The organism is Streptomyces sp. NBC_00846 (assembly GCF_045207325.1).
Classification (GTDB): Bacteria; Actinomycetota; Actinomycetes; order Streptomycetales; family Streptomycetaceae; genus Streptomyces.
The window spans coordinates 4,736,463-4,753,302 of the sequence record NZ_CP108846.1 but is presented as its reverse complement, the minus strand read 5'-3'; the positions used below and the strand labels follow the sequence as shown (position 1 = coordinate 4,753,302).

Annotated in this window: 18 protein-coding genes; 11 read left to right on the top strand and 7 right to left on the bottom strand. The window is 71.2% G+C overall.

The window, feature by feature from the left end; all coding sequences use genetic code 11:
• Positions 1-54 precede the first annotated feature (54 nt).
• The gene (locus tag OG936_RS22035; protein WP_406496848.1) at positions 55-714 is read right to left on the bottom strand and encodes a PH domain-containing protein; all 660 of its coding nucleotides are present in this window, start codon (positions 712-714) and stop codon (positions 55-57) included.
• A gap of 124 nt (positions 715-838) precedes the next feature.
• Between OG936_RS22035 and deoC the strand changes: the two genes are divergently transcribed.
• From deoC to OG936_RS22020, 3 genes are read left to right on the top strand one after another with little or no spacing between them, the layout of a single operon-like run.
• On the top strand, positions 839-1,801 hold the full coding sequence (gene deoC / locus OG936_RS22030) for a deoxyribose-phosphate aldolase (RefSeq protein ID WP_406500553.1): 963 nt from the start codon (positions 839-841) through the stop codon (positions 1,799-1,801).
• Positions 1,802-1,806: 5 nt separating this feature from the next.
• Positions 1,807-3,246 carry an aldehyde dehydrogenase family protein gene (locus tag OG936_RS22025; protein ID WP_406496846.1) on the top strand — a complete coding sequence of 480 codons (1,440 nt, stop codon included), beginning with the start codon at positions 1,807-1,809 and terminating at the stop codon, positions 3,244-3,246.
• Entirely contained in the window at positions 3,236-4,126 is an 891-nt protein-coding gene (locus tag OG936_RS22020; RefSeq protein WP_406496844.1) for an aldehyde dehydrogenase family protein, read from the top strand. The genes OG936_RS22025 and OG936_RS22020 overlap by 11 nt, the downstream gene beginning before the upstream one ends.
• Positions 4,127-4,262: 136 nt before the next feature.
• Here the strand turns inward: OG936_RS22020 and OG936_RS22015 are convergent, their stop codons facing one another.
• Positions 4,263-4,679 (bottom strand): hypothetical protein, encoded by a 417-nt coding sequence (locus OG936_RS22015; protein WP_406496842.1) that lies wholly within the window; start codon positions 4,677-4,679, stop codon positions 4,263-4,265.
• A gap of 64 nt (positions 4,680-4,743) precedes the next feature.
• Between OG936_RS22015 and OG936_RS22010 the strand changes: the two genes are divergently transcribed.
• Entirely contained in the window at positions 4,744-5,451 is a 708-nt protein-coding gene (locus tag OG936_RS22010; protein WP_406496841.1) for a uridine kinase, read from the top strand.
• A 152-nt stretch (positions 5,452-5,603) separates the two neighbouring features.
• On the opposite strand, the gene OG936_RS22005 is transcribed toward OG936_RS22010, so the two are convergent.
• The gene (locus tag OG936_RS22005; RefSeq protein WP_406496839.1) at positions 5,604-6,350 is read right to left on the bottom strand and encodes a SigE family RNA polymerase sigma factor; all 747 of its coding nucleotides are present in this window, start codon (positions 6,348-6,350) and stop codon (positions 5,604-5,606) included.
• Positions 6,351-6,541: 191 nt separating this feature from the next.
• On the opposite strand from OG936_RS22005, the gene afsQ1 reads away from it, so the two are divergent.
• The 5 genes from afsQ1 to OG936_RS21980 all read left to right on the top strand — a co-directional run bounded on the left by afsQ1 (position 6,542) and on the right by OG936_RS21980 (position 10,397).
• Positions 6,542-7,219, top strand: coding sequence for a two-component system response regulator AfsQ1 (gene afsQ1 / locus OG936_RS22000; protein WP_176729344.1), 678 nt, complete (start codon positions 6,542-6,544; stop codon positions 7,217-7,219).
• Positions 7,216-8,772 carry an ATP-binding protein gene (locus OG936_RS21995; RefSeq protein WP_406496837.1) on the top strand — a complete coding sequence of 519 codons (1,557 nt, stop codon included), beginning with the start codon at positions 7,216-7,218 and terminating at the stop codon, positions 8,770-8,772. Before afsQ1 ends, OG936_RS21995 begins: the two co-directional genes overlap by 4 nt.
• Entirely contained in the window at positions 8,769-9,440 is a 672-nt protein-coding gene (locus OG936_RS21990) for a hypothetical protein (protein ID WP_406496836.1), read from the top strand. The genes OG936_RS21995 and OG936_RS21990 overlap by 4 nt, the downstream gene beginning before the upstream one ends.
• A gap of 112 nt (positions 9,441-9,552) precedes the next feature.
• Complete coding sequence (locus tag OG936_RS21985; RefSeq protein ID WP_406496834.1) at positions 9,553-10,101, top strand: VanZ family protein; 549 nt, start codon at positions 9,553-9,555, stop codon at positions 10,099-10,101.
• Positions 10,102-10,196: 95 nt separating this feature from the next.
• The gene (locus tag OG936_RS21980; RefSeq protein WP_406496832.1) at positions 10,197-10,397 is read left to right on the top strand and encodes a PspC domain-containing protein; all 201 of its coding nucleotides are present in this window, start codon (positions 10,197-10,199) and stop codon (positions 10,395-10,397) included.
• Positions 10,398-10,488: 91 nt separating this feature from the next.
• Here the strand turns inward: OG936_RS21980 and OG936_RS21975 are convergent, their stop codons facing one another.
• Positions 10,489-10,806, bottom strand: coding sequence for a hypothetical protein (locus OG936_RS21975; protein WP_406496830.1), 318 nt, complete (start codon positions 10,804-10,806; stop codon positions 10,489-10,491).
• A gap of 134 nt (positions 10,807-10,940) precedes the next feature.
• A complete protein-coding gene (locus tag OG936_RS21970) occupies positions 10,941-12,095 on the bottom strand; it encodes an adenosine deaminase (protein ID WP_406496828.1) in 1,155 nt (384 codons plus the stop codon).
• A gap of 103 nt (positions 12,096-12,198) precedes the next feature.
• On the opposite strand from OG936_RS21970, the gene OG936_RS21965 reads away from it, so the two are divergent.
• Positions 12,199-12,960, top strand: a complete 762-nt coding sequence (locus OG936_RS21965; protein ID WP_406496827.1) for an alpha/beta hydrolase — start codon at positions 12,199-12,201, stop codon at positions 12,958-12,960.
• A 352-nt stretch (positions 12,961-13,312) separates the two neighbouring features.
• Here the strand turns inward: OG936_RS21965 and OG936_RS21960 are convergent, their stop codons facing one another.
• Together OG936_RS21960 and OG936_RS21955 are read right to left on the bottom strand one after the other, a co-directional pair.
• Entirely contained in the window at positions 13,313-14,212 is a 900-nt protein-coding gene (locus OG936_RS21960) for an MBL fold metallo-hydrolase (RefSeq protein WP_406496825.1), read from the bottom strand.
• A gap of 264 nt (positions 14,213-14,476) precedes the next feature.
• A complete protein-coding gene (locus tag OG936_RS21955; RefSeq protein WP_266748117.1) occupies positions 14,477-15,430 on the bottom strand; it encodes a LysR family transcriptional regulator in 954 nt (317 codons plus the stop codon).
• Positions 15,431-15,492: 62 nt separating this feature from the next.
• On the opposite strand from OG936_RS21955, the gene OG936_RS21950 reads away from it, so the two are divergent.
• Positions 15,493-16,812, top strand: coding sequence for an MFS transporter (locus OG936_RS21950; RefSeq protein ID WP_406496823.1), 1,320 nt, complete (start codon positions 15,493-15,495; stop codon positions 16,810-16,812).
• The last annotated feature ends 28 nt before the right edge of the window (positions 16,813-16,840 follow it).

Genomic DNA, 16,840 nt, shown 5'->3' with positions numbered 1-16,840 from the left:
CGCGCGCACTCCGGCCCGCCTCAGCCGGTCTCAGCCAGCCCGCCTCAGCCGGTCTCAGCCGGTCGCGAGCAGCACCACCAGCAGCACCAGGCCCACCACCGCCGGGGCGATCAACTCGTACGCCCAGCGCACCGAAACCGAAGTTTCCGAGGACGCCGAAGGCTGTGCGGCCGCGCCCGCCCCCGTCTTCGCCCGCTCCATCAGCTCGCGGAGGTCCGCCATGGTCTGGTCGGCCGGCGCCATCCGGGAGCGGCTGTCGCGGACATCCGCGTGCACGGACGTCCGGCCGTACCGGTCGTCCGTCGACTGCCGGGCCTGCCGCCTGGCGGCCTTCTTCCGCTTCCCCAACGACACCGGCACCGCCCACAGCTGGAACTTGGCGCCGTCCTCGGTGAGCAGCTCGCTCGCATATCCGGCCCGCAGAACCGCGGCCTCGGTCCACGGCACGGTGATCGTCCGGAACGGGTTACGGATCCGGATGCGCTGGTCGTTGGCGTACACGACGGGCCGCAGCGTGAACGCGGCGACCAGCGGCACCACGGTCAGCAGCCCGGCCAGCGCCAGCCACGGCACCCGGCCGGCGCCCCGGACCACGGCGTCGCCGCCGATCCAGCCGATGAAGAGAAGCAGCAGGACACCCCCGACGATCCCGGCGGGCGACCGGAAGGACCGGTCGGCGTAGGTCGGCTCGGCGGGTGGTGTGGGGCTCGTCATGGGACCGATTCTGCCTGACGCACGCAAGGGGCGCCGGGGCGGCCGCCCCGGTACTGTGCGACGCTCGGAGGACCCCACCCCCTGTACAGGTCGCTACGCGCGTAGATATGCTCCCCTGGTGACCATGCCCACCACAGCTCCCGCATTCTCCGACGCGACCGCGTCCGACAGTGCGCTGCGCCGCTTCCTGCACGGGCTGCCCGGCGTCGACGCCGTCGGCCTCGAAGCGCGCGCCGCGTCCCTCGGAACCCGTTCGATCAAGACGACGGCCAAGGCGTACGCGATCGACCTGGCCATCTCGATGATCGACCTGACGACGCTGGAAGGCGCGGACACCCCGGGCAAGGTCCGGGCCCTCGCCGCCAAGGCCGTCCATCCCGACCCGACCGACCGCACGACCCCGCGCACCGCCGCGGTCTGCGTCTACCCCGACATGGCGGCGACCGCCGTCGCCGCGCTGGCCGGTTCCGGCGTGAAGGTGGCGTCCGTGGCGACGGCCTTCCCGGCCGGCCGCGCCGCGCTCGACGTCAAGCTCGCGGATGTCCGCGACGCCGTGGCCGCCGGGGCCGACGAGATCGACATGGTGATCGACCGGGGCGCCTTCCTCTGTGGCCGCTACCTCAAGGTGTACGAGGAGATCCTGGCCGTGAAGGCCGAGTGCGCGCGGGCGGACGGCACCGACGCCCGGCTGAAGGTGATCTTCGAGACCGGCGAACTCTCCACGTACGACAACATCCGCCGCGCCTCCTGGCTCGGCATGCTGGCGGGCGCGGACTTCATCAAGACGTCGACCGGCAAGGTCGCGACGAACGCCACCCCGGCGAACACCCTGCTGATGCTGGAGGCCGTGCGCGACTTCCGGGCGCAGACCGGCGTACAGATCGGCGTGAAGCCGGCCGGCGGCATCCGCACCTCCAAGGACGCGATCAAGTTCCTGGTGCTGGTGAACGAGACCGCGGGCGAGGACTGGCTGGACAACCACTGGTTCCGCTTCGGCGCCTCCAGCCTGCTGAACGATCTGCTGATGCAGCGCCAGAAGCTCAGCACCGGCCGTTACTCCGGCCCCGATTACGTGACGGTGGACTGATCCCCATGGCATCTGCATTCGAGTACGCACCCGCGCCCGAGCCGCGCGCGGTCGTCGACATCGCACCCTCGTACGGCCTGTTCATCGACGGTGAGTTCACCGACGCGGCCGACGGCAAGGTCTTCAAGACGGTCTCGCCGAGTACCGAGGAGGTGCTCTCCGAGGTCGCGCAGGCCGGTGCCGCGGACGTCGACCGGGCCGTGCAGGCGGCCCGCAAGGCGTTCGAGAAGTGGTCGGCGCTGCCCGGCTCCGAGCGTGCCAAGTACCTCTTCCGGATCGCCCGGATCATCCAGGAGCGCAGCCGCGAGCTAGCCGTTCTCGAAACCCTCGACAACGGCAAGCCGATCAAGGAGACCCGCGACGCGGACCTCCCCCTGGTCGCGGCGCACTTCTTCTACTACGCGGGCTGGGCCGACAAGCTCGACCACGCCGGCTACGGCGCGAACCCCCGCCCCCTCGGCGTCGCGGGCCAGATCATTCCCTGGAACTTCCCGCTCCTCATGCTCGCGTGGAAGATCGCCCCGGCGCTCGCCACCGGCAACACGGTGGTCCTCAAGCCCGCCGAGACGACCCCGCTCTCCGCGCTGTTCTTCGCGGACATCTGCCGCCAGGCGGGCCTGCCCAAGGGGGTCGTGAACATCCTCACCGGGTACGGGGACGCGGGCGCCGCCCTCGTCGAGCACCCGGACGTGAACAAGATCGCCTTCACCGGCTCGACCGCGGTCGGCAAGGCCATCGCCCGCCAGGTCGCAGGCACGGACAAGAAGGTCACCCTGGAACTGGGCGGCAAGGGCGCCAACATCGTCTTCGACGACGCCCCCATCGACCAGGCCGTCGAGGGCATCGTCACCGGCATCTTCTTCAACCAGGGCCAGGTCTGCTGCGCGGGTTCGCGCCTGCTCGTGCAGGAGTCGATCCAGGACGAGCTGCTGGACGCCCTGAAGCGCCGGCTGTCCACGCTCCGGCTCGGCGACCCGCTCGACAAGAACACCGACATCGGCGCGATCAACTCCGCGGAGCAGCTCGCCCGGATCACCGCGCTCGCCGAGACCGGCGAGGCGGAGGGCGCCGAACGCTGGTCCGCCCCCTGCGAACTCCCGTCCTCCGGCTACTGGTTCGCCCCGACGCTGTTCACGAACGTCACCCAGGCGCACACCATCGCCCGCGACGAGATCTTCGGCCCGGTGCTGTCGGTGCTGTCGTTCCGCACGCCCGACGAGGCGGTCGCCAAGGCCAACAACAGCCAGTACGGCCTCTCGGCCGGCATCTGGACGGAGAAGGGCTCCCGCATCCTCGCGGTGGCGAACAAGCTCCGGGCGGGCGTCGTCTGGGCCAACACGTTCAACAAGTTCGACCCGACCTCGCCCTTCGGCGGCTACAAGGAGTCGGGCTTCGGCCGCGAAGGCGGCCGTCACGGCCTGGAGGCGTACCTCGATGTCCGATAACCGTCTGAGCGTCTTCAAGACCTACAAGCTGTACGTCGGGGGCAAGTTCCCCCGCTCCGAGAGCGGCCGGGTGTACGAGGTGACCGACTCCAAGGGCAAGTGGCTGGCGAACGCCCCCCGGTCCTCCCGCAAGGACGCGCGGGACGCGGTCGTGGCCGCGCGCAAGGCGTTCGGTGGCTGGTCGGGCGCGACCGCGTACAACCGGGGCCAGGTCCTCTACCGCGTCGCGGAGATGCTGGAGGGCCGCAAGGACCAGTTCGTCCGGGAAGTGGCCGACGCGGAGGGCCTGTCCAAGTCCAAGGCCGCGGCCCTGGTGGACGCGGCGATCGACCGCTGGGTCTGGTACGCGGGCTGGACCGACAAGATCGGCCAGGTCGTGGGCGGGGCGAATCCGGTCGCGGGCCCGTTCTTCAACCTGTCCACGCCCGAACCGACCGGTGTGGTCGCGGTCCTGGCGCCCCAGGAGTCGTCGTTCCTGGGCCTGGTCTCGGTGATCGCCCCGGTGATCGCGACCGGCAACACGGCGGTCGTCATCGCTTCGGCGGACGCCCCGCTGCCGGCCCTGTCCCTGGGCGAGGTGCTGGCCACCTCCGACCTGCCGGGCGGCGTGGTGAACATCCTGTCCGGGAGGACGGCGGAGATCGCGGCACCGCTCGCGTCCCACCAGGACGTGAACGCCATCGACCTCACGGGGGCGGACGCCGCACTCGCGAAGGAGCTGGAGATCGCGGCGGCGGACAACCTGAAGCGGGTTCACCGGGGCGACGGCGCCTCCGACTGGTCGGCCGACCCGGGCACCAACCGCCTGACGGCCTTCCTGGAGACGAAGACGGTCTGGCACCCGACGGGCGCGCTCGGCGTCTCGGGGTCCTCGTACTGACGCCTCCTACCGACTCCTCGTACTGATCCGCGCGACGGCGTACGTACGGTCCGCGCGAGGGCCGGCCGGGCCCGCCCGCACGGACGCGGCCCGCTTCTCCGGATTCCCCGAGGAGCGGGCCGCGTCCGCGTCCGTCTCAGCCGTGCAGCAGTTGTGTGACCTGCCCCACCACCGGCAGGTCCTTCAGCGCTCCGCCTCTGGTGACCGGGTCGGTGACGGCGGCCGTGGAGAGCGGCTTGAAGTCGGCGATCTGCGTCCCCACCGTGTTGTTCAGCGGGTCCGTGCCCGTACCGGCCAGCGGGTCCAGCTGCAGATGCGTCACCGGTGCGATGCCGTTGTGGAGCGAGTGCCCGAGCCCCCCGGTCACCGCGCCGGTGGCCGCCTCACCCGCGTCGCCGAGGCCGGTGTCGGCGCCCGTGGTCGGCACGAGGGGCAGCGGCGCCGCCTGGGCCGCCACACCTCCCGCGCCGAGTGCGGCGCCCACCGCGGTGATGGTCAGACCTGCCCGCAGCAGAGTGCGGCGCCGGGACCTGGAAAGTGCGTGACGTGCCATGGAGTTCCCACCTGATCAGAGCCGATCGAGTAATCGCTTGAGTGCGTAGAGTAGTTGAGGTGTGATGCTCGATACCAACCCGACCTCCGGGGGATCCCCTGCGCGGGTCAATGCCTCACACTCGTGTCCTGTGAATTCCCAACTGCTCCTGACCCGCGTCGTGCTGCTCGCGGGCCCCTCCGGCTCCGGCAAGTCGTCCCTCGCCGCCCGCACCGATCTGCCGGTGCTGCGCCTGGACGACTTCTACAAGGAGGGCGACGACCCCACGCTGCCGCTCGTTCCCGGAAGTACGGACATCGACTGGGACTCCGCACAGTCCTGGGACGCCGACGCGGCGGTGGCCGCGATCACGGAGCTGTGCCGCACCGGCCGTACGAACGTCCCGGTGTACGACATCACCACGAGCTCCCGGGTGGACCGGGAGGCCCTCCACATCGACCGCACACCGCTGTTCGTGGCCGAGGGGATCTTCGCGGCGGACATAGTCGAGCGGTGCCAGGAGCTGGGCGTACTCGCCGACGCGCTGTGCCTGCGCGGCCGTCCGACGACGACCTTCCGCCGCCGGCTGCTGCGGGATCTGCGGGAGGGCCGCAAGTCGGTGCCGTTCCTGCTGCGGCGGGGGTGGCGGCTGATGCGCGCGGAGCGGCGGATCGTGGCACGGCAGGCGGCACTGGGCGCGCATCCGTGCGGCAAGGAGGAGGCCCTGGGCCGACTGGCCGCCGCGGCGGCGGGACGCTGCCGCCAGGCACCGGCGGCGCGGGGGACGGCATAGCGAAGGCGTACGCGGGGCGCCGAAGGGACCGGGCCACACGGCGACGGGGCCGGACAGGCCCCCCCGGCCCGTCCGGCCCCGCAGCATTCCCCCGTGTTCCGCCGCCTCCCCCGAAGCAGCGGCCCCGTGTTCCCCCGTATCCCCCCGCCCCTTCAGGCCACCAGCTCGCCGAAGGACTCCTCCTGGTCACGGCCGAAGCTGAGGACCTCGTCGTCGCGCAGCCGACGGAGCGACCGCCAGATGCTGGACTTCACCGTGCCGACACTGATGTCGAGGATGGCCGCGATCTCCGGATCGGTGCGGCCCTCGTAGTACCGCAGGACCAGCATCGTGCGCTGGAGTTCCGGCAGCCGCGCCAGCGCCTGCCAGAGCACGGCGCGCAGTTCCGTGCCGCGCATCGCGTCCGTGTCGCCCGCCGTCTCCGGCAGCTCCTCGGTCGGGTACTCGTTGAGCTTGCGCCTGCGCCAGGCGCTGATGTGCAGGTTGGTCATGGTGCGGCGCAGATAGCCGCCGACCGCCGCCTTGTCGCTGATCCGGTCCCATGCCCGGTACGTCGAGAAGAGGGCGCTCTGCAGCAGGTCCTCGGCCTCGAACCGGTCACCGGTCAGGTGGTAGGCGGTTGCGTACAGGGAGGCGCGGCGCTCCCGGACGTAGGCCGTGAACGCCGTTTCGGCGTCCTCGGACTGTGCCGGGGCCTTCCGCTCCCCTATGACCTCCCCGTACGCGGATCCCCCGTTGGCCCCCACAGGCGCGTCGACCACCGTCATGTACGACGTGTGCTGACGCCCGGCGCCTCGAACGCACCCCCGCCCCCCGACGCCGGACTTCTCGGAGCTCCGGCCGACATCGTGGAGACGCGTGACAACTGCGCTCGCGGTGGTGCTCTGAATCGCGTTCATCTCGCGCCCCCCATCGGTGGAGTCCGTCCGTCCTTGTGCCAATGAGCTTGCCGGGACAGTTTCATGGGGCTGTCCCCCGACTGTCACAGGCCTGTCACAGGGCCTGCCGTCGGTGCGCCGGAGGGGCGCGGGATGTATGAGTCGCCCCCAACTGTCGAACTGGGGCTCCCGCATGGGCCAGAATGGCCAGCGTGCCTTTCCTGTTGCTGATCGAGGACGACGACGCCATCCGCACGGCCCTCGAACTCTCGCTGTCACGTCAGGGCCACCGTGTGGCCACCGCGGCGACGGGAGAGGACGGCCTGAAACTGCTGCGTGAGCAGCGACCCGACCTGATCGTCCTGGATGTGATGCTGCCCGGCATCGACGGTTTCGAGGTGTGCCGTCGCATCCGGCGCACCGACCAGCTGCCGATCATCCTGCTGACGGCGCGCAGTGATGACATCGACGTCGTCGTCGGGCTGGAGTCCGGTGCCGACGACTATGTGGTGAAACCCGTGCAGGGCCGGGTGCTCGACGCCCGTATCCGGGCGGTGCTGCGCCGCGGTGAGCGCGAGTCCACCGACTCCGCGTCCTTCGGGAACGTGGTGATCGACCGTTCCGCGATGACCGTGACCAAGAACGGCGAGGATCTGCAGCTCACACCGACGGAGCTGCGGCTACTGCTGGAACTGAGCCGCCGGCCGGGCCAGGCCCTGTCGCGGCAGCAACTGCTGCGGCTGGTCTGGGAGCACGACTACCTCGGCGACTCCCGGCTCGTGGACGCCTGTGTGCAGCGGCTGCGCGCCAAGGTGGAGGACGTGCCGTCCTCGCCGACCCTGATCCGTACCGTTCGGGGTGTGGGCTACCGGCTGGATTCTCCTCAGTGAGCGATGCCACCAGGCGGAGCCTGCTCACCGGGCTCCGCTGGACGAGTCTGCGACTGCGTCTCGTCGTCGTGTTCGCGCTGGTGGCGCTGACCGCCGCGGTGTCCGCCTCGGGGATCGCGTACTGGCTGAACCGCGAGGCCGTACTGACGCGTACCCAGGACTCGGCGCTCGGGGACTTCCGGCAGGAGATGCAGAGCCGGGCCGCGTCGCTGCCGCTGCGGCCCACCAAGGACGATCTGCAGAACACCGCCGCGCAGATGGCGAGCAGTTCCCCCGGCTACAGCGTTCTGCTCGTCGACGAGCGCGACACCGGCAAGCCGATCGTCGGCAACTCCGATCTGGACACCTTCACGCTCGACAACGTGCCGCTGTCGCTGCAGAAGGCCGTCAACGAGAAGCATCCGATCGAGGCGGGCAACAAGTACGAGTACCACCTGTTCTGGCAGCGGGTCAGCATCCGCGGCAAGCCGTACCTGGTGGGCGGTACGAAGATCATCGGCGGTGGCCCGACCGGCTACATGCTGAAGTCCCTGGACCAGGAGCGGCAGGATCTGAACTCCCTGGCCTGGTCGCTGGGGATCGCCACCGGGCTCGCCCTGATCGGCTCGGCACTGCTCGCGCAGGCCGCGGCGACGACCGTGCTGCGGCCCGTGCAGCGGCTCGGTGACGCCGCCCGCAAGCTCGGCGAGGGAAAGCTCGACACCCGGCTCGTGGTGTCCGGCACCGATGAGCTGGCCGATCTCTCCCGTACGTTCAACAGGACCGCCAGTTCGCTGGAGAAGAAGGTCGCGGACATGAGCGCGCGGGACGAGGCGAGCCGGCGGTTCGTCGCCGACATGTCGCATGAGCTGCGCACCCCGCTCACCGCGTTGACCGCCGTCACCGAGGTGCTGGAGGACGAGGCGGACAGCCTGGACCCGATGATCGCGCCCGCGGTGCGGCTGGTGGTGAGCGAGACCCGGCGGCTCAACGACCTGGTGGAGAACCTGATGGAGGTCACCCGCTTCGACGCGGGTACGGCCCGGCTCGTCCTCGACACCGTCGACGTCGCCGACCAGGTCACCGCCTGCATCGACGCCCGCGCCTGGCTGGACGCGGTGGACCTGGACGCCGAGCGCGGCATGATGGTCCGCCTCGACCCGCGCCGGCTGGACGTGATCCTGGCGAACCTGATCGGCAACGCGCTCAAGCACGGCGGTTCGCCGGTACGGGTCGCGGTACGGACCGAGGGCGACGAACTCGTCATCGAGGTCCGTGACCACGGCCCCGGTATCCCCGAGGACGTCCTGCCGCACGTCTTCGACCGGTTCTACAAGGCCAGCGCCTCCCGCCCGCGCTCCGAGGGCAGCGGGCTCGGTCTGTCGATCGCCATGGAGAACGCGCACATCCACGGCGGTGACATCACGGCCGTGAACTCGCCGGACGGCGACGGCGCGGTGTTCGTCCTGCGGCTGCCGCGCGATGCCGAGCCGCTCACCGGTTCCGCGGGAGGGGCCGGGAGCGCCGGGGATACCGACGCGGGGGTCCAGGACGAGGAGGGAGACGCGACGTGAGGGGCAGCAATCGCCGGGGGTGCCGTGCGGCCGTGACGCTGGCCGGTGCCGTGACCGTGGCCGTGCTGGCCGCGGGCTGCGGGATCAGGACCACGTCCGTACCGGTGGACGCAGGGGCCGCGCCGTCGCAGGTGCCGTGCTCCATGTCCGAGGCGGACGTCGCGCCCCAGACGCTCCAGGGCGTCCCCGTACAGATCTATCTGGTCTGCTCCTCGCAGCTGGTCACGGTGGACCGTACGATCCAGGTCGACGAGGCGAAGGCGGACCGGGTCCGGATCGCGCAGGCCCTCCTCGACGAGCTGGAGCAGAAGCCGCCCGCCGATGAGCGGCAGGCCGGGTTCTCCACCACCGTTCCGGCGACCCTGCAGGTCAGCGCGGCCCGCGGCGGCGACCCCCGGGGCACGCTGCGGCTCAGCGAACAGCCGGAGGACCTGCCGGCCGAGGCGCTGGCACAGATCGTGTGCACGTACGCGGAGAGCGGGACGCTCGCCCCGGACGGCAGGGTGGTGCTGGGCGGGCCGGGGAGCTACCGGCCGCACGGATATCTGTGCACCACGGAGACGAAGACCAGGCCGAAGACGGTACCGACGCCGGGGACCGTAACGGGTACGGGTATGGGTACGGGTACGGGCATGGGGACGGTGACGGGGACGGGTACGGGGGCCTGACCCGGGCTGCCAAGCCAAGCCGGGCCGGGTTCCATCCCGGGGCTCCGTCCGGGGTCCGGCTTGGTTCCGGCCGGGCGGAACCGATCCTGCCGCCGGGCGCGTCTTGGGGTGCGTGCGTCATGGTTCGGGCAGTCAGACTGTCATCCGCTTCCGCGCGGCCGGGGTCCTTCTCCTCCTCGCGCATCTGCTGTTTGTCGGGTGGCTGACGCTGCGCCCCCTCGACGTGCCGTGGACGACCGCCTCGAACCTTCATCCGCTCGCCGGCATCAGAGCGGACCTGTCCCTCGGCCCGGTCGAGGCCGCCCGCCACATCGGTGAGGGGCTGCTGCTGCTCGCCCCGCTGGGCGTACTGCTGCCGATGGCCGGAGGCCGGCTGTTCGTCTCCCCGTGGGCCTCGCTGGCCCGTACCGTCGCGGCGGGGGCGCTGATCTCGCTGGCGATCGAACTGGGGCAGACCGGCGTTCCGGGACAGGTCGTCGACGTCGACTCACTGCTCCTGAACACCACCGGCGTGGCGCTCGCCCACCTGCTGGTCGTACCCCTGTGCCGGGCGCGGCTGCGCCGCAGGAAGCAGCAGCGGATCAGGGTGCTGCCCCACCCCGGGGACGAGGCGTCCCAGGGGTCGACCCCGACGATTCCCAGGGTCGGCATCGCACCGTAGAGCGACGCTTTGCCCCTGTTCGTCGGGTGACCATGGGATGCGTCGGGAGCACGACGGAGCTGCTCCCACAGCAACGGTTCGCGAAGGAGCCCACCATGGCCGCACTTGCCCGCCCCCGTGACGGACGCATGATCGGCGGAGTGTGCGCAGCGCTGGCACGGCGCTTCGGCACCTCCGCGGGAACCATGCGCATCATCTTCCTGGTCTCCTGCCTGCTGCCGGGGCCGCAGTGCCTGCTCTACCTGGTGCTGTGGGTGCTGTTCCCGGCCGAGAAGACGGCGTCCACCTCCTGGTGACCCGCGTACGCACCACACGCCTGTGGGCGGGCAACCCGGTCCGGGTGTCCGCCCACAGGCGTGTGCACGGGGAACGTCCCCGGGGCGTGGGTCAGCCGCCGAGCGGGAGACCGTTGGCCGTCAGGCCGCCGGTCTGCATGCCGCCCGCGGGCAGGCCGCCGAGCAGACCCCTGACCGGGGTGGCGGCGTCGCCGACGAGCTTCTGCCGGCCGGCGCCGAGGAGCTTGGTGGCCGTGTCCTGGACCGGCAGGGACCGGGTCGCGGTCTCCAGCGCCGAACCGGCGGCCGGCAGGGCGGTGGTCGCGGCGTCGGCCGGCAGCACGGCGGCGGAGGCGGTACCCGCGGCGGCAGCGGCGAATGCGGCACCGACAGCGGCGACGCCGAGAGTCCTGACAGCAGACTGCTTCATGTGAAATTCATCCTTGGGGAGAGGAATGTGGGGGGCCTGAAACGTAGTCAGCCCCCTGCCCGTCCCGCAAACCTGCCGGATACGGGAAACGGCCGGGAATCCGCCGTCCCGGCCGCTTACCGAACGCGTGCCGATCAGCCCGCAGAAGGGGAAGAAATGCTGGTCGTAGCGGTCTGCTCGAAGAGCCACTCGGACTTCAGCTCGGCGTATCCGGGCTTGATCACGTCGTTGATCATCGCCAGACGTTCATCGAAAGGAATGAATGCCGACTTCATCGCATTGACGGTGAACCACTGCATGTCGTCGAGCGTGTATCCGAAGGTCTCGGTCAGCTTCTCGAATTCCTGGCTCATGCTCGTACCGCTCATCAGCCGGTTGTCCGTATTGACGGTGACCCGGAAATGCAGCCTCCGCAGCAGCCCGATGGGGTGCTCGGCGTAGGAGGCGGCGGCGCCGGTCTGAAGGTTCGAGGTCGGGCACAGCTCCAGCGGGATGCGCTTGTCCCGTACGTAGGAGGCGAGCCGGCCGAGCGTCACGGAGCCGTCCTCGGCGACCTCGATGTCGTCGATGATGCGGACGCCGTGGCCGAGCCGGTCGGCGCCGCACCACTGGATGGCCTGCCAGATCGACGGCAGACCGAACGCCTCGCCCGCGTGGATGGTGAAGTGGTTGTTCTCGCGCTTGAGGTACTCGAACGCGTCGAGGTGGCGGGTGGGCGGGAAGCCCGCCTCCGCGCCCGCGATGTCGAAGCCGACGACGCCCTGGTCGCGGTAGCGGTTGGCGAGTTCGGCGATCTCCAGGGACCGGGCGGCGTGCCGCATCGCGGTGAGGAGGGCGCCCATCCGGATGCGGTGGCCGTCCAGGCGGGCCCGGCGCTCGCCCTCCCGGAAGCCCTCGTTGACCGCCTCGACGACCTCTTCGAGGGTCAGCCCGGCTTCCAGGTGCTGCTCGGGGGCGTACCGCACCTCGGCGTAGACGACACCGTCCGCCGCCAGGTCCTCGGCACATTCGGCGGCCACCCGGACCAGGGCGTCACGGGTCTGCATGACGGCGCAGGTGTGGGCGAACGTCTCCAGGTAGCGCTCCAGCGATCCGGAGTCGGCGGCCTCGCGGAACCAGATGCCGAGCTTGTCGGGCTCGGTCTCGGGGAGTCCGCCATATCCGCTCGCGGCGGCGAGGTCGACGATCGTTCCCGGGCGCAGGCCGCCGTCGAGGTGGTCGTGGAGAAGAACCTTGGGGGCACGCCGGATCTGATCCTGGCCGGGCACATGGAAGGTCGGGCTCATCATTTGGGCACTCTAACGCCTACGCGCGTAGATTGTCGCTTGCCGATGCGTAACAGTGACCGCGAATAGGGGTGGAGTACACCTCTCCTTCTGACACTGTTCTGTCATGGCACAGCGCGCACTCCCCCTGCCTGCTGCGAGGCTGGGACGGGCCGTCAGGACGGCCGGAGCACCAACTGCGGTCAGCGGCGTGGTTCTGCTGCTCCCGGACGGCGAGGCCGACTCGCACCGCCGCCCCTCCCCCCTCTCGTACGCCCTCCAGCTGCCGCTGGCCCGGACCCTGGCCCGCGCGGGCCGGGAGGACGGGCTCACCGCGCATGTCGTGCGCTACCGCTGCCGCGGCTGGAACGCGACCGACGCGCAGCTCGCGGCGGACGCCCGATGGGCGGTGGACGAGGTCGTACGACGCTACGGCGACGTCCCCGTCTGCCTCGCCGGCCACGGCATGGGCGGCCGCGCCGCCCTCCACGCGGGCGGCCACGCGGCCGTCAGCTCCGTTCTGGCGATGGCCCCTTGGCTGCCCGAGAACGCGACGGGCGAGCCGGAACCGGTGAAGCATCTGCTCGGCCGGCAGGTCCTGCTCGTCCACGGCACGAACGATGCCCGTACCGACCCCGAACTCTCCTTCCGCCTGGCCGAACGCGCCAAGAAGGCCAACCGCGACACCTGCCGCTTCGAGGTCCACTCCGACGGCCACGGACTGCGCCAGCACCGCGCCGAAGTAGCGGCCCTGGCCACGGACTTCGTCCGCGGCTCACTCTTCGGCCGCGCCTACGCCCGCCCGGTCGCCGACGCACTCGCCGCACCACCGCCCCTGGGACTGCGGATGCCGCTGGCGGCGGGGTTCGGGAAGTCGCTGCGGGACTGAGGGGGACGGAGCCGGTGACCGGCGGCACCGGCACCGGAGTTGAGCACGGCCTCGGGAATGGTGAGGTCGTATCGCGGGGACGTATTCCTCGGACCAGAGCTCTTCGGCGGTCGCGTAGTCACGCTTCTCGAACAGGGTGTCGAACGCTTTCAGCACCAGCTCCTTGTTCTGCTCCGGGGTTGTCATATCGGTCTCCAGGTGAGTGCCTGCGGTTCCGGCGGTACGTGGTGTGCCGCAGCCGCGCCATCGCCGCGCGCGTTCGGATCACCGACGGCCCGGCTCTGCCGTGGCCCCGGCCGACGCCGCGCGGCGTCGGCCGGGGCGGCCGTGCACGGGATGCCGCGGAACTTCCTCACCGCCATGCCGCCCACTCCTTCACCGCGAACCGGTCGCCCGCGCGCCGCACTTCGGCCGCGCCCGGCCCGGGAAAGTGTGCGGGGAACAGCAGGGCGCCGCGGTCCGCGGCCTCCCCCAGCACCCGGCGCCGGCTGTGGCGTGCCCGGGGCTCGTCCTCGTCGAAGCCGGGACAGTCGTCCGGCTCCACGATCTGCAGCGGGCTGTGCAGCAGATCCCCGGCGAACACCGCCCGATCGGTGCCCGACCGCAGCCATACGACACAGGAGCCGGGCGTATGGCCGGGGGCGGGCTCGATGCGGAGCTGGGCGCCGATGTCGTGGTGGTCGCCCTCCCACAGCACGGTCTGCCCGGCCTGGTGCACGGGGGCGACGCTGTCCTCGAAGACGTTGGCCATCTGGGGGCCGGAGCGGGTCCGGTGTCCGTTGGCCGGGTTCCAGTAGTCGAAGTCGGCGCGCGAGATGACGTACTGGGCGTCGGGGAAGGTCGGCCGCCACTTTCCGTCGTCCGTCAGTCGGGTGTTCCAGCCGACGTGGTCGCCGTGGACATGGGTGCAGATCACCGTGTCCACGTCCCGCGGGCGGACGCCTGCCGCGGCCAGCTCACCGAGGTAGTGGGTGTTCAGACGGTGGAAGGACGGCATGGCCGGGCGTTCCCGGTCGTTGCCGATGCCGGTGTCGATCAGGATCGTCCGGCCCTCGCTGCGGATCAGCCAGGTCTGGCTCATGGTGCGGACCTCGTCGGCGGCCGGGTCCAGGAAGACGGGGGCGAGCCAGCTCTCGTGCGCCTGCCAGTGCGCGACGGACACGTCGGGAAAGATGTAGTCACGGGCGCTGCCTCTGGCGGGCAGCTCGACCACGCGGGTGATCTCCACGTCTCCAAGCGTGATGGTGTCCATGTCTCCAGCCTGCGCGCCGGATGAGGAGGGCGCTATCGGTCACCCGACCGCACCTCCGAGGGAACGGGGCGCGGCGCGATACGGCTGGGCCACCAGGGGCCGCGTTCATGGCTGTTCCGTTGTTTCCCGAGGGAGTCCGCGCGCTCCTGCCGCTTCGCCGCCGCGACTCACAGATTGATCACAACGGGCTCCAGGTCTCCGGTCCGGGCCCCCGCGGAACACCGCGTTCCGCGGTCCGCCGGGCTACGGCCGGCCGGTCCCCGCTCAGTCCGGCAGCAAATGTCCCCGCCGCGACAGCAGGAACCGCTTGAACGCCGCCACCGGCGGGGTGTCCGGGTGGCCGTCCAGCCAGGCGACGCCGATCTCGCGGGCCGCCCTCGGGGCCGTCACCGTGAGTTCGACGACGCCCGGGCGGGCCACCGCGGGCGGCGGCAGCAGGGCCACGCCGAGGCCGGCCGCGACCAGACCGCGCAGGGTCTCCGCCTCCTCGCCCTCGAAGGCGACACGGGGGGTGAAGCCTGCCTCCGCGCACAGGTCGTCGGTGATCCGCCGCAGGCCGTACCCGGGCTCGAGGGTGACGAACTTCTCCTCGGCGGCCTCCGCCAGGCGGATGCGGCGGCGTGAGGCGAGCCGGTGGTCCTCGGGGACGACCAGGCGCAGTCGCTGCTCGTCGAGGCGGCGGGCGACGAGGTCGGGGGCGTCCGGGACGGGTGAGGTGAGGCAGAGGTCGAGGCCGCCGGACCGGAGTCGTTCGATCATCGCCTCGCCGTAGTTCTGCACGAGCTGGAAGCGGACCCGGGGGTGGTCGGCGCGGAAGGCGCGGATCAGGGCGGGCACGGTCTCGGAGCCCATGGTGTGCAGGAAGCCGAAGGCGACCTTGCCGGTGGCCGGGTCCGCGTCGGCCCGTACCGAGTCGGCGGCCTTCTCGACCTCGGCCAGGGCCCGCTCGGCGGACCCCAGAAAGGTGCGGCCCGCGGGCGTGAGGGAGACGGTGCGGCCCTTGCGGGCGAACAGGGCGACTCCCAGGTCCTGTTCGAGCCGGACCATCGACCGCGAGAGCGTCGACTGCGGGACGCCGAGTTCGTGCGCGGCACGGGTGACGTGCTCGTGGCGGGCCACCGCCTCGAAGTGGGCCAGCCGCGGCGCAAGGACGGCGCGAATGTCTTCTTCGTAACTACTCGGTGACAGCCGTGGCTGTGACCTGTGTTCATGCACCATGCGATTGATTATCGCCACTTCGTGCATTGGACGCATGAAGCCGGGCGGCCTACTTTCGAACCATGCCTCCTGCCAGTACCGGGGCGTCCACCCTCACCGTGGCCGCCTCGCCCCAGCCGTCCCCCGTCGCCGCCGCTGCCACCACCGGCGAAGCCGCGCCGGACCGTCTCGAACCGGGCCGCCCCGGCTACCGCCGGATGAGCTTCGCTCTCTTCGCCGCCGGTGTCGCGACATTCGCACTCCTCTACTCCACCCAGGCCCTGCTGCCCGCCGTCTCCGCCTCCCTCGGCGCCACGGCCGGCCAGGCCAGCTGGACGGTCTCCGCCGCGACGGGCGCGCTGGCGCTGTGTGTGCTGCCGATGAGTGCGCTGTCCGAGCGGTTCGGGCGGCGGCAGATGATGACCGCCTCGCTGACGGTCGCCGTGCTGGTCGGGCTGCTCGTGCCGTTCGCGCCCTCGCTGGGCTGGCTGATCGCGCTGCGCGCCGTCCAGGGCGCGGCACTGGCCGGGCTCCCGGCGTCCGCGATGGCGTATCTGGCCGAGGAGGTACGGCCGAAGGCGCTGGTCGCCGCGATCGGACTGTTCGTGGCGGGCAACAGCATCGGCGGGATGAGCGGCCGTATCCTCACCGGCTGGATCGCCCAGCTGTGGGGCTGGCGGGCGGCGCTCGGCGCGGTCGGGCTGCTGGCCGTGGCCTGCGCGGTCGTCTTCCACTTCATGATCCCCAGGGCCCGGCACTTCACCCCGGGTTCGCTCAACCCGAAGGCCCTCGCGAAGACGGTGGGCGGGCACCTCGCCGACCCGCTGCTGCGCCGGCTGTACGCGATCGGCGCGCTGTTCATGACGGTGTTCGGCGCGGTCTACACGGTGATCGGCTATCGCCTGGTGGAGGCACCGTTCAACCTCCCGCAGGGTGTCGTCGGTTCGATCTTCCTGGTCTATCTCGTCGGTACGATCTCCTCCGCCGCGGCCGGCAAGCTGGTCGCCCGGCTCGGCCGACGGGGCGCGCTGTACCTGGCCGTCTCCACGACGGCCGCCGGTCTGCTGCTGTCGCTCGCCGACCAGTTGGCCGCCGTACTCCTCGGCCTGGTCCTGATCACGGCGGGATTCTTCGCCGGGCACGCGGTCGCCTCCTCGTCCGTGAGCCGTACGGCGACGAAGGGCCGGGCCCAGGCGTCGGCGCTGTACCAGTCCGCGTACTACCTGGGCTCCAGCGCGGGCGGCACGCTCGGCGCGGTCGCCTTCCACGCCGGGGGCTGGGCCGGGACCGTGTCACTGGGGCTGCTCGCGGTCCTCGGCGTCGTCTCGGTCACGCTGTACGGCTCGCGGGCCGCGCGCACCGAGCGACGGCGGCTCGTGCCGATGGCATCCGTACAGAGCTGACACGGTGGCATCCGTACAGAACTGAGAC

Bases quoted from the DNA above. Each gene is read 5' to 3' on its own strand.
- OG936_RS22010 (WP_406496841.1), top strand. From the start codon at position 4,744: ATGCTCGATACCAACCCGACCTCCGGGGGATCCCCTGCGCGGGTCAAT.
- OG936_RS22025 (WP_406496846.1), top strand. From the start codon at position 1,807: ATGGCATCTGCATTCGAGTACGCACCCGCGCCCGAGCCGCGCGCGGTC.
- OG936_RS22035 (WP_406496848.1), bottom strand. From the start codon at position 714: ATGACGAGCCCCACACCACCCGCCGAGCCGACCTACGCCGACCGGTCC.
- OG936_RS21950 (WP_406496823.1), top strand. From the start codon at position 15,493: ATGCCTCCTGCCAGTACCGGGGCGTCCACCCTCACCGTGGCCGCCTCG.
- OG936_RS21980 (WP_406496832.1), top strand. From the start codon at position 10,197: ATGGCCGCACTTGCCCGCCCCCGTGACGGACGCATGATCGGCGGAGTG.
- OG936_RS21975 (WP_406496830.1), bottom strand. From the start codon at position 10,806: ATGAAGCAGTCTGCTGTCAGGACTCTCGGCGTCGCCGCTGTCGGTGCC.
- OG936_RS21965 (WP_406496827.1), top strand. From the start codon at position 12,199: ATGGCACAGCGCGCACTCCCCCTGCCTGCTGCGAGGCTGGGACGGGCC.
- OG936_RS21960 (WP_406496825.1), bottom strand. From the start codon at position 14,212: ATGGACACCATCACGCTTGGAGACGTGGAGATCACCCGCGTGGTCGAG.
- OG936_RS22020 (WP_406496844.1), top strand. From the start codon at position 3,236: ATGTCCGATAACCGTCTGAGCGTCTTCAAGACCTACAAGCTGTACGTC.
- OG936_RS22005 (WP_406496839.1), bottom strand. From the start codon at position 6,350: ATGAACGCGATTCAGAGCACCACCGCGAGCGCAGTTGTCACGCGTCTC.
- OG936_RS22015 (WP_406496842.1), bottom strand. From the start codon at position 4,679: ATGGCACGTCACGCACTTTCCAGGTCCCGGCGCCGCACTCTGCTGCGG.
- OG936_RS21955 (WP_266748117.1), bottom strand. From the start codon at position 15,430: ATGGTGCATGAACACAGGTCACAGCCACGGCTGTCACCGAGTAGTTAC.
- deoC (WP_406500553.1), top strand. From the start codon at position 839: ATGCCCACCACAGCTCCCGCATTCTCCGACGCGACCGCGTCCGACAGT.
- OG936_RS21970 (WP_406496828.1), bottom strand. From the start codon at position 12,095: ATGATGAGCCCGACCTTCCATGTGCCCGGCCAGGATCAGATCCGGCGT.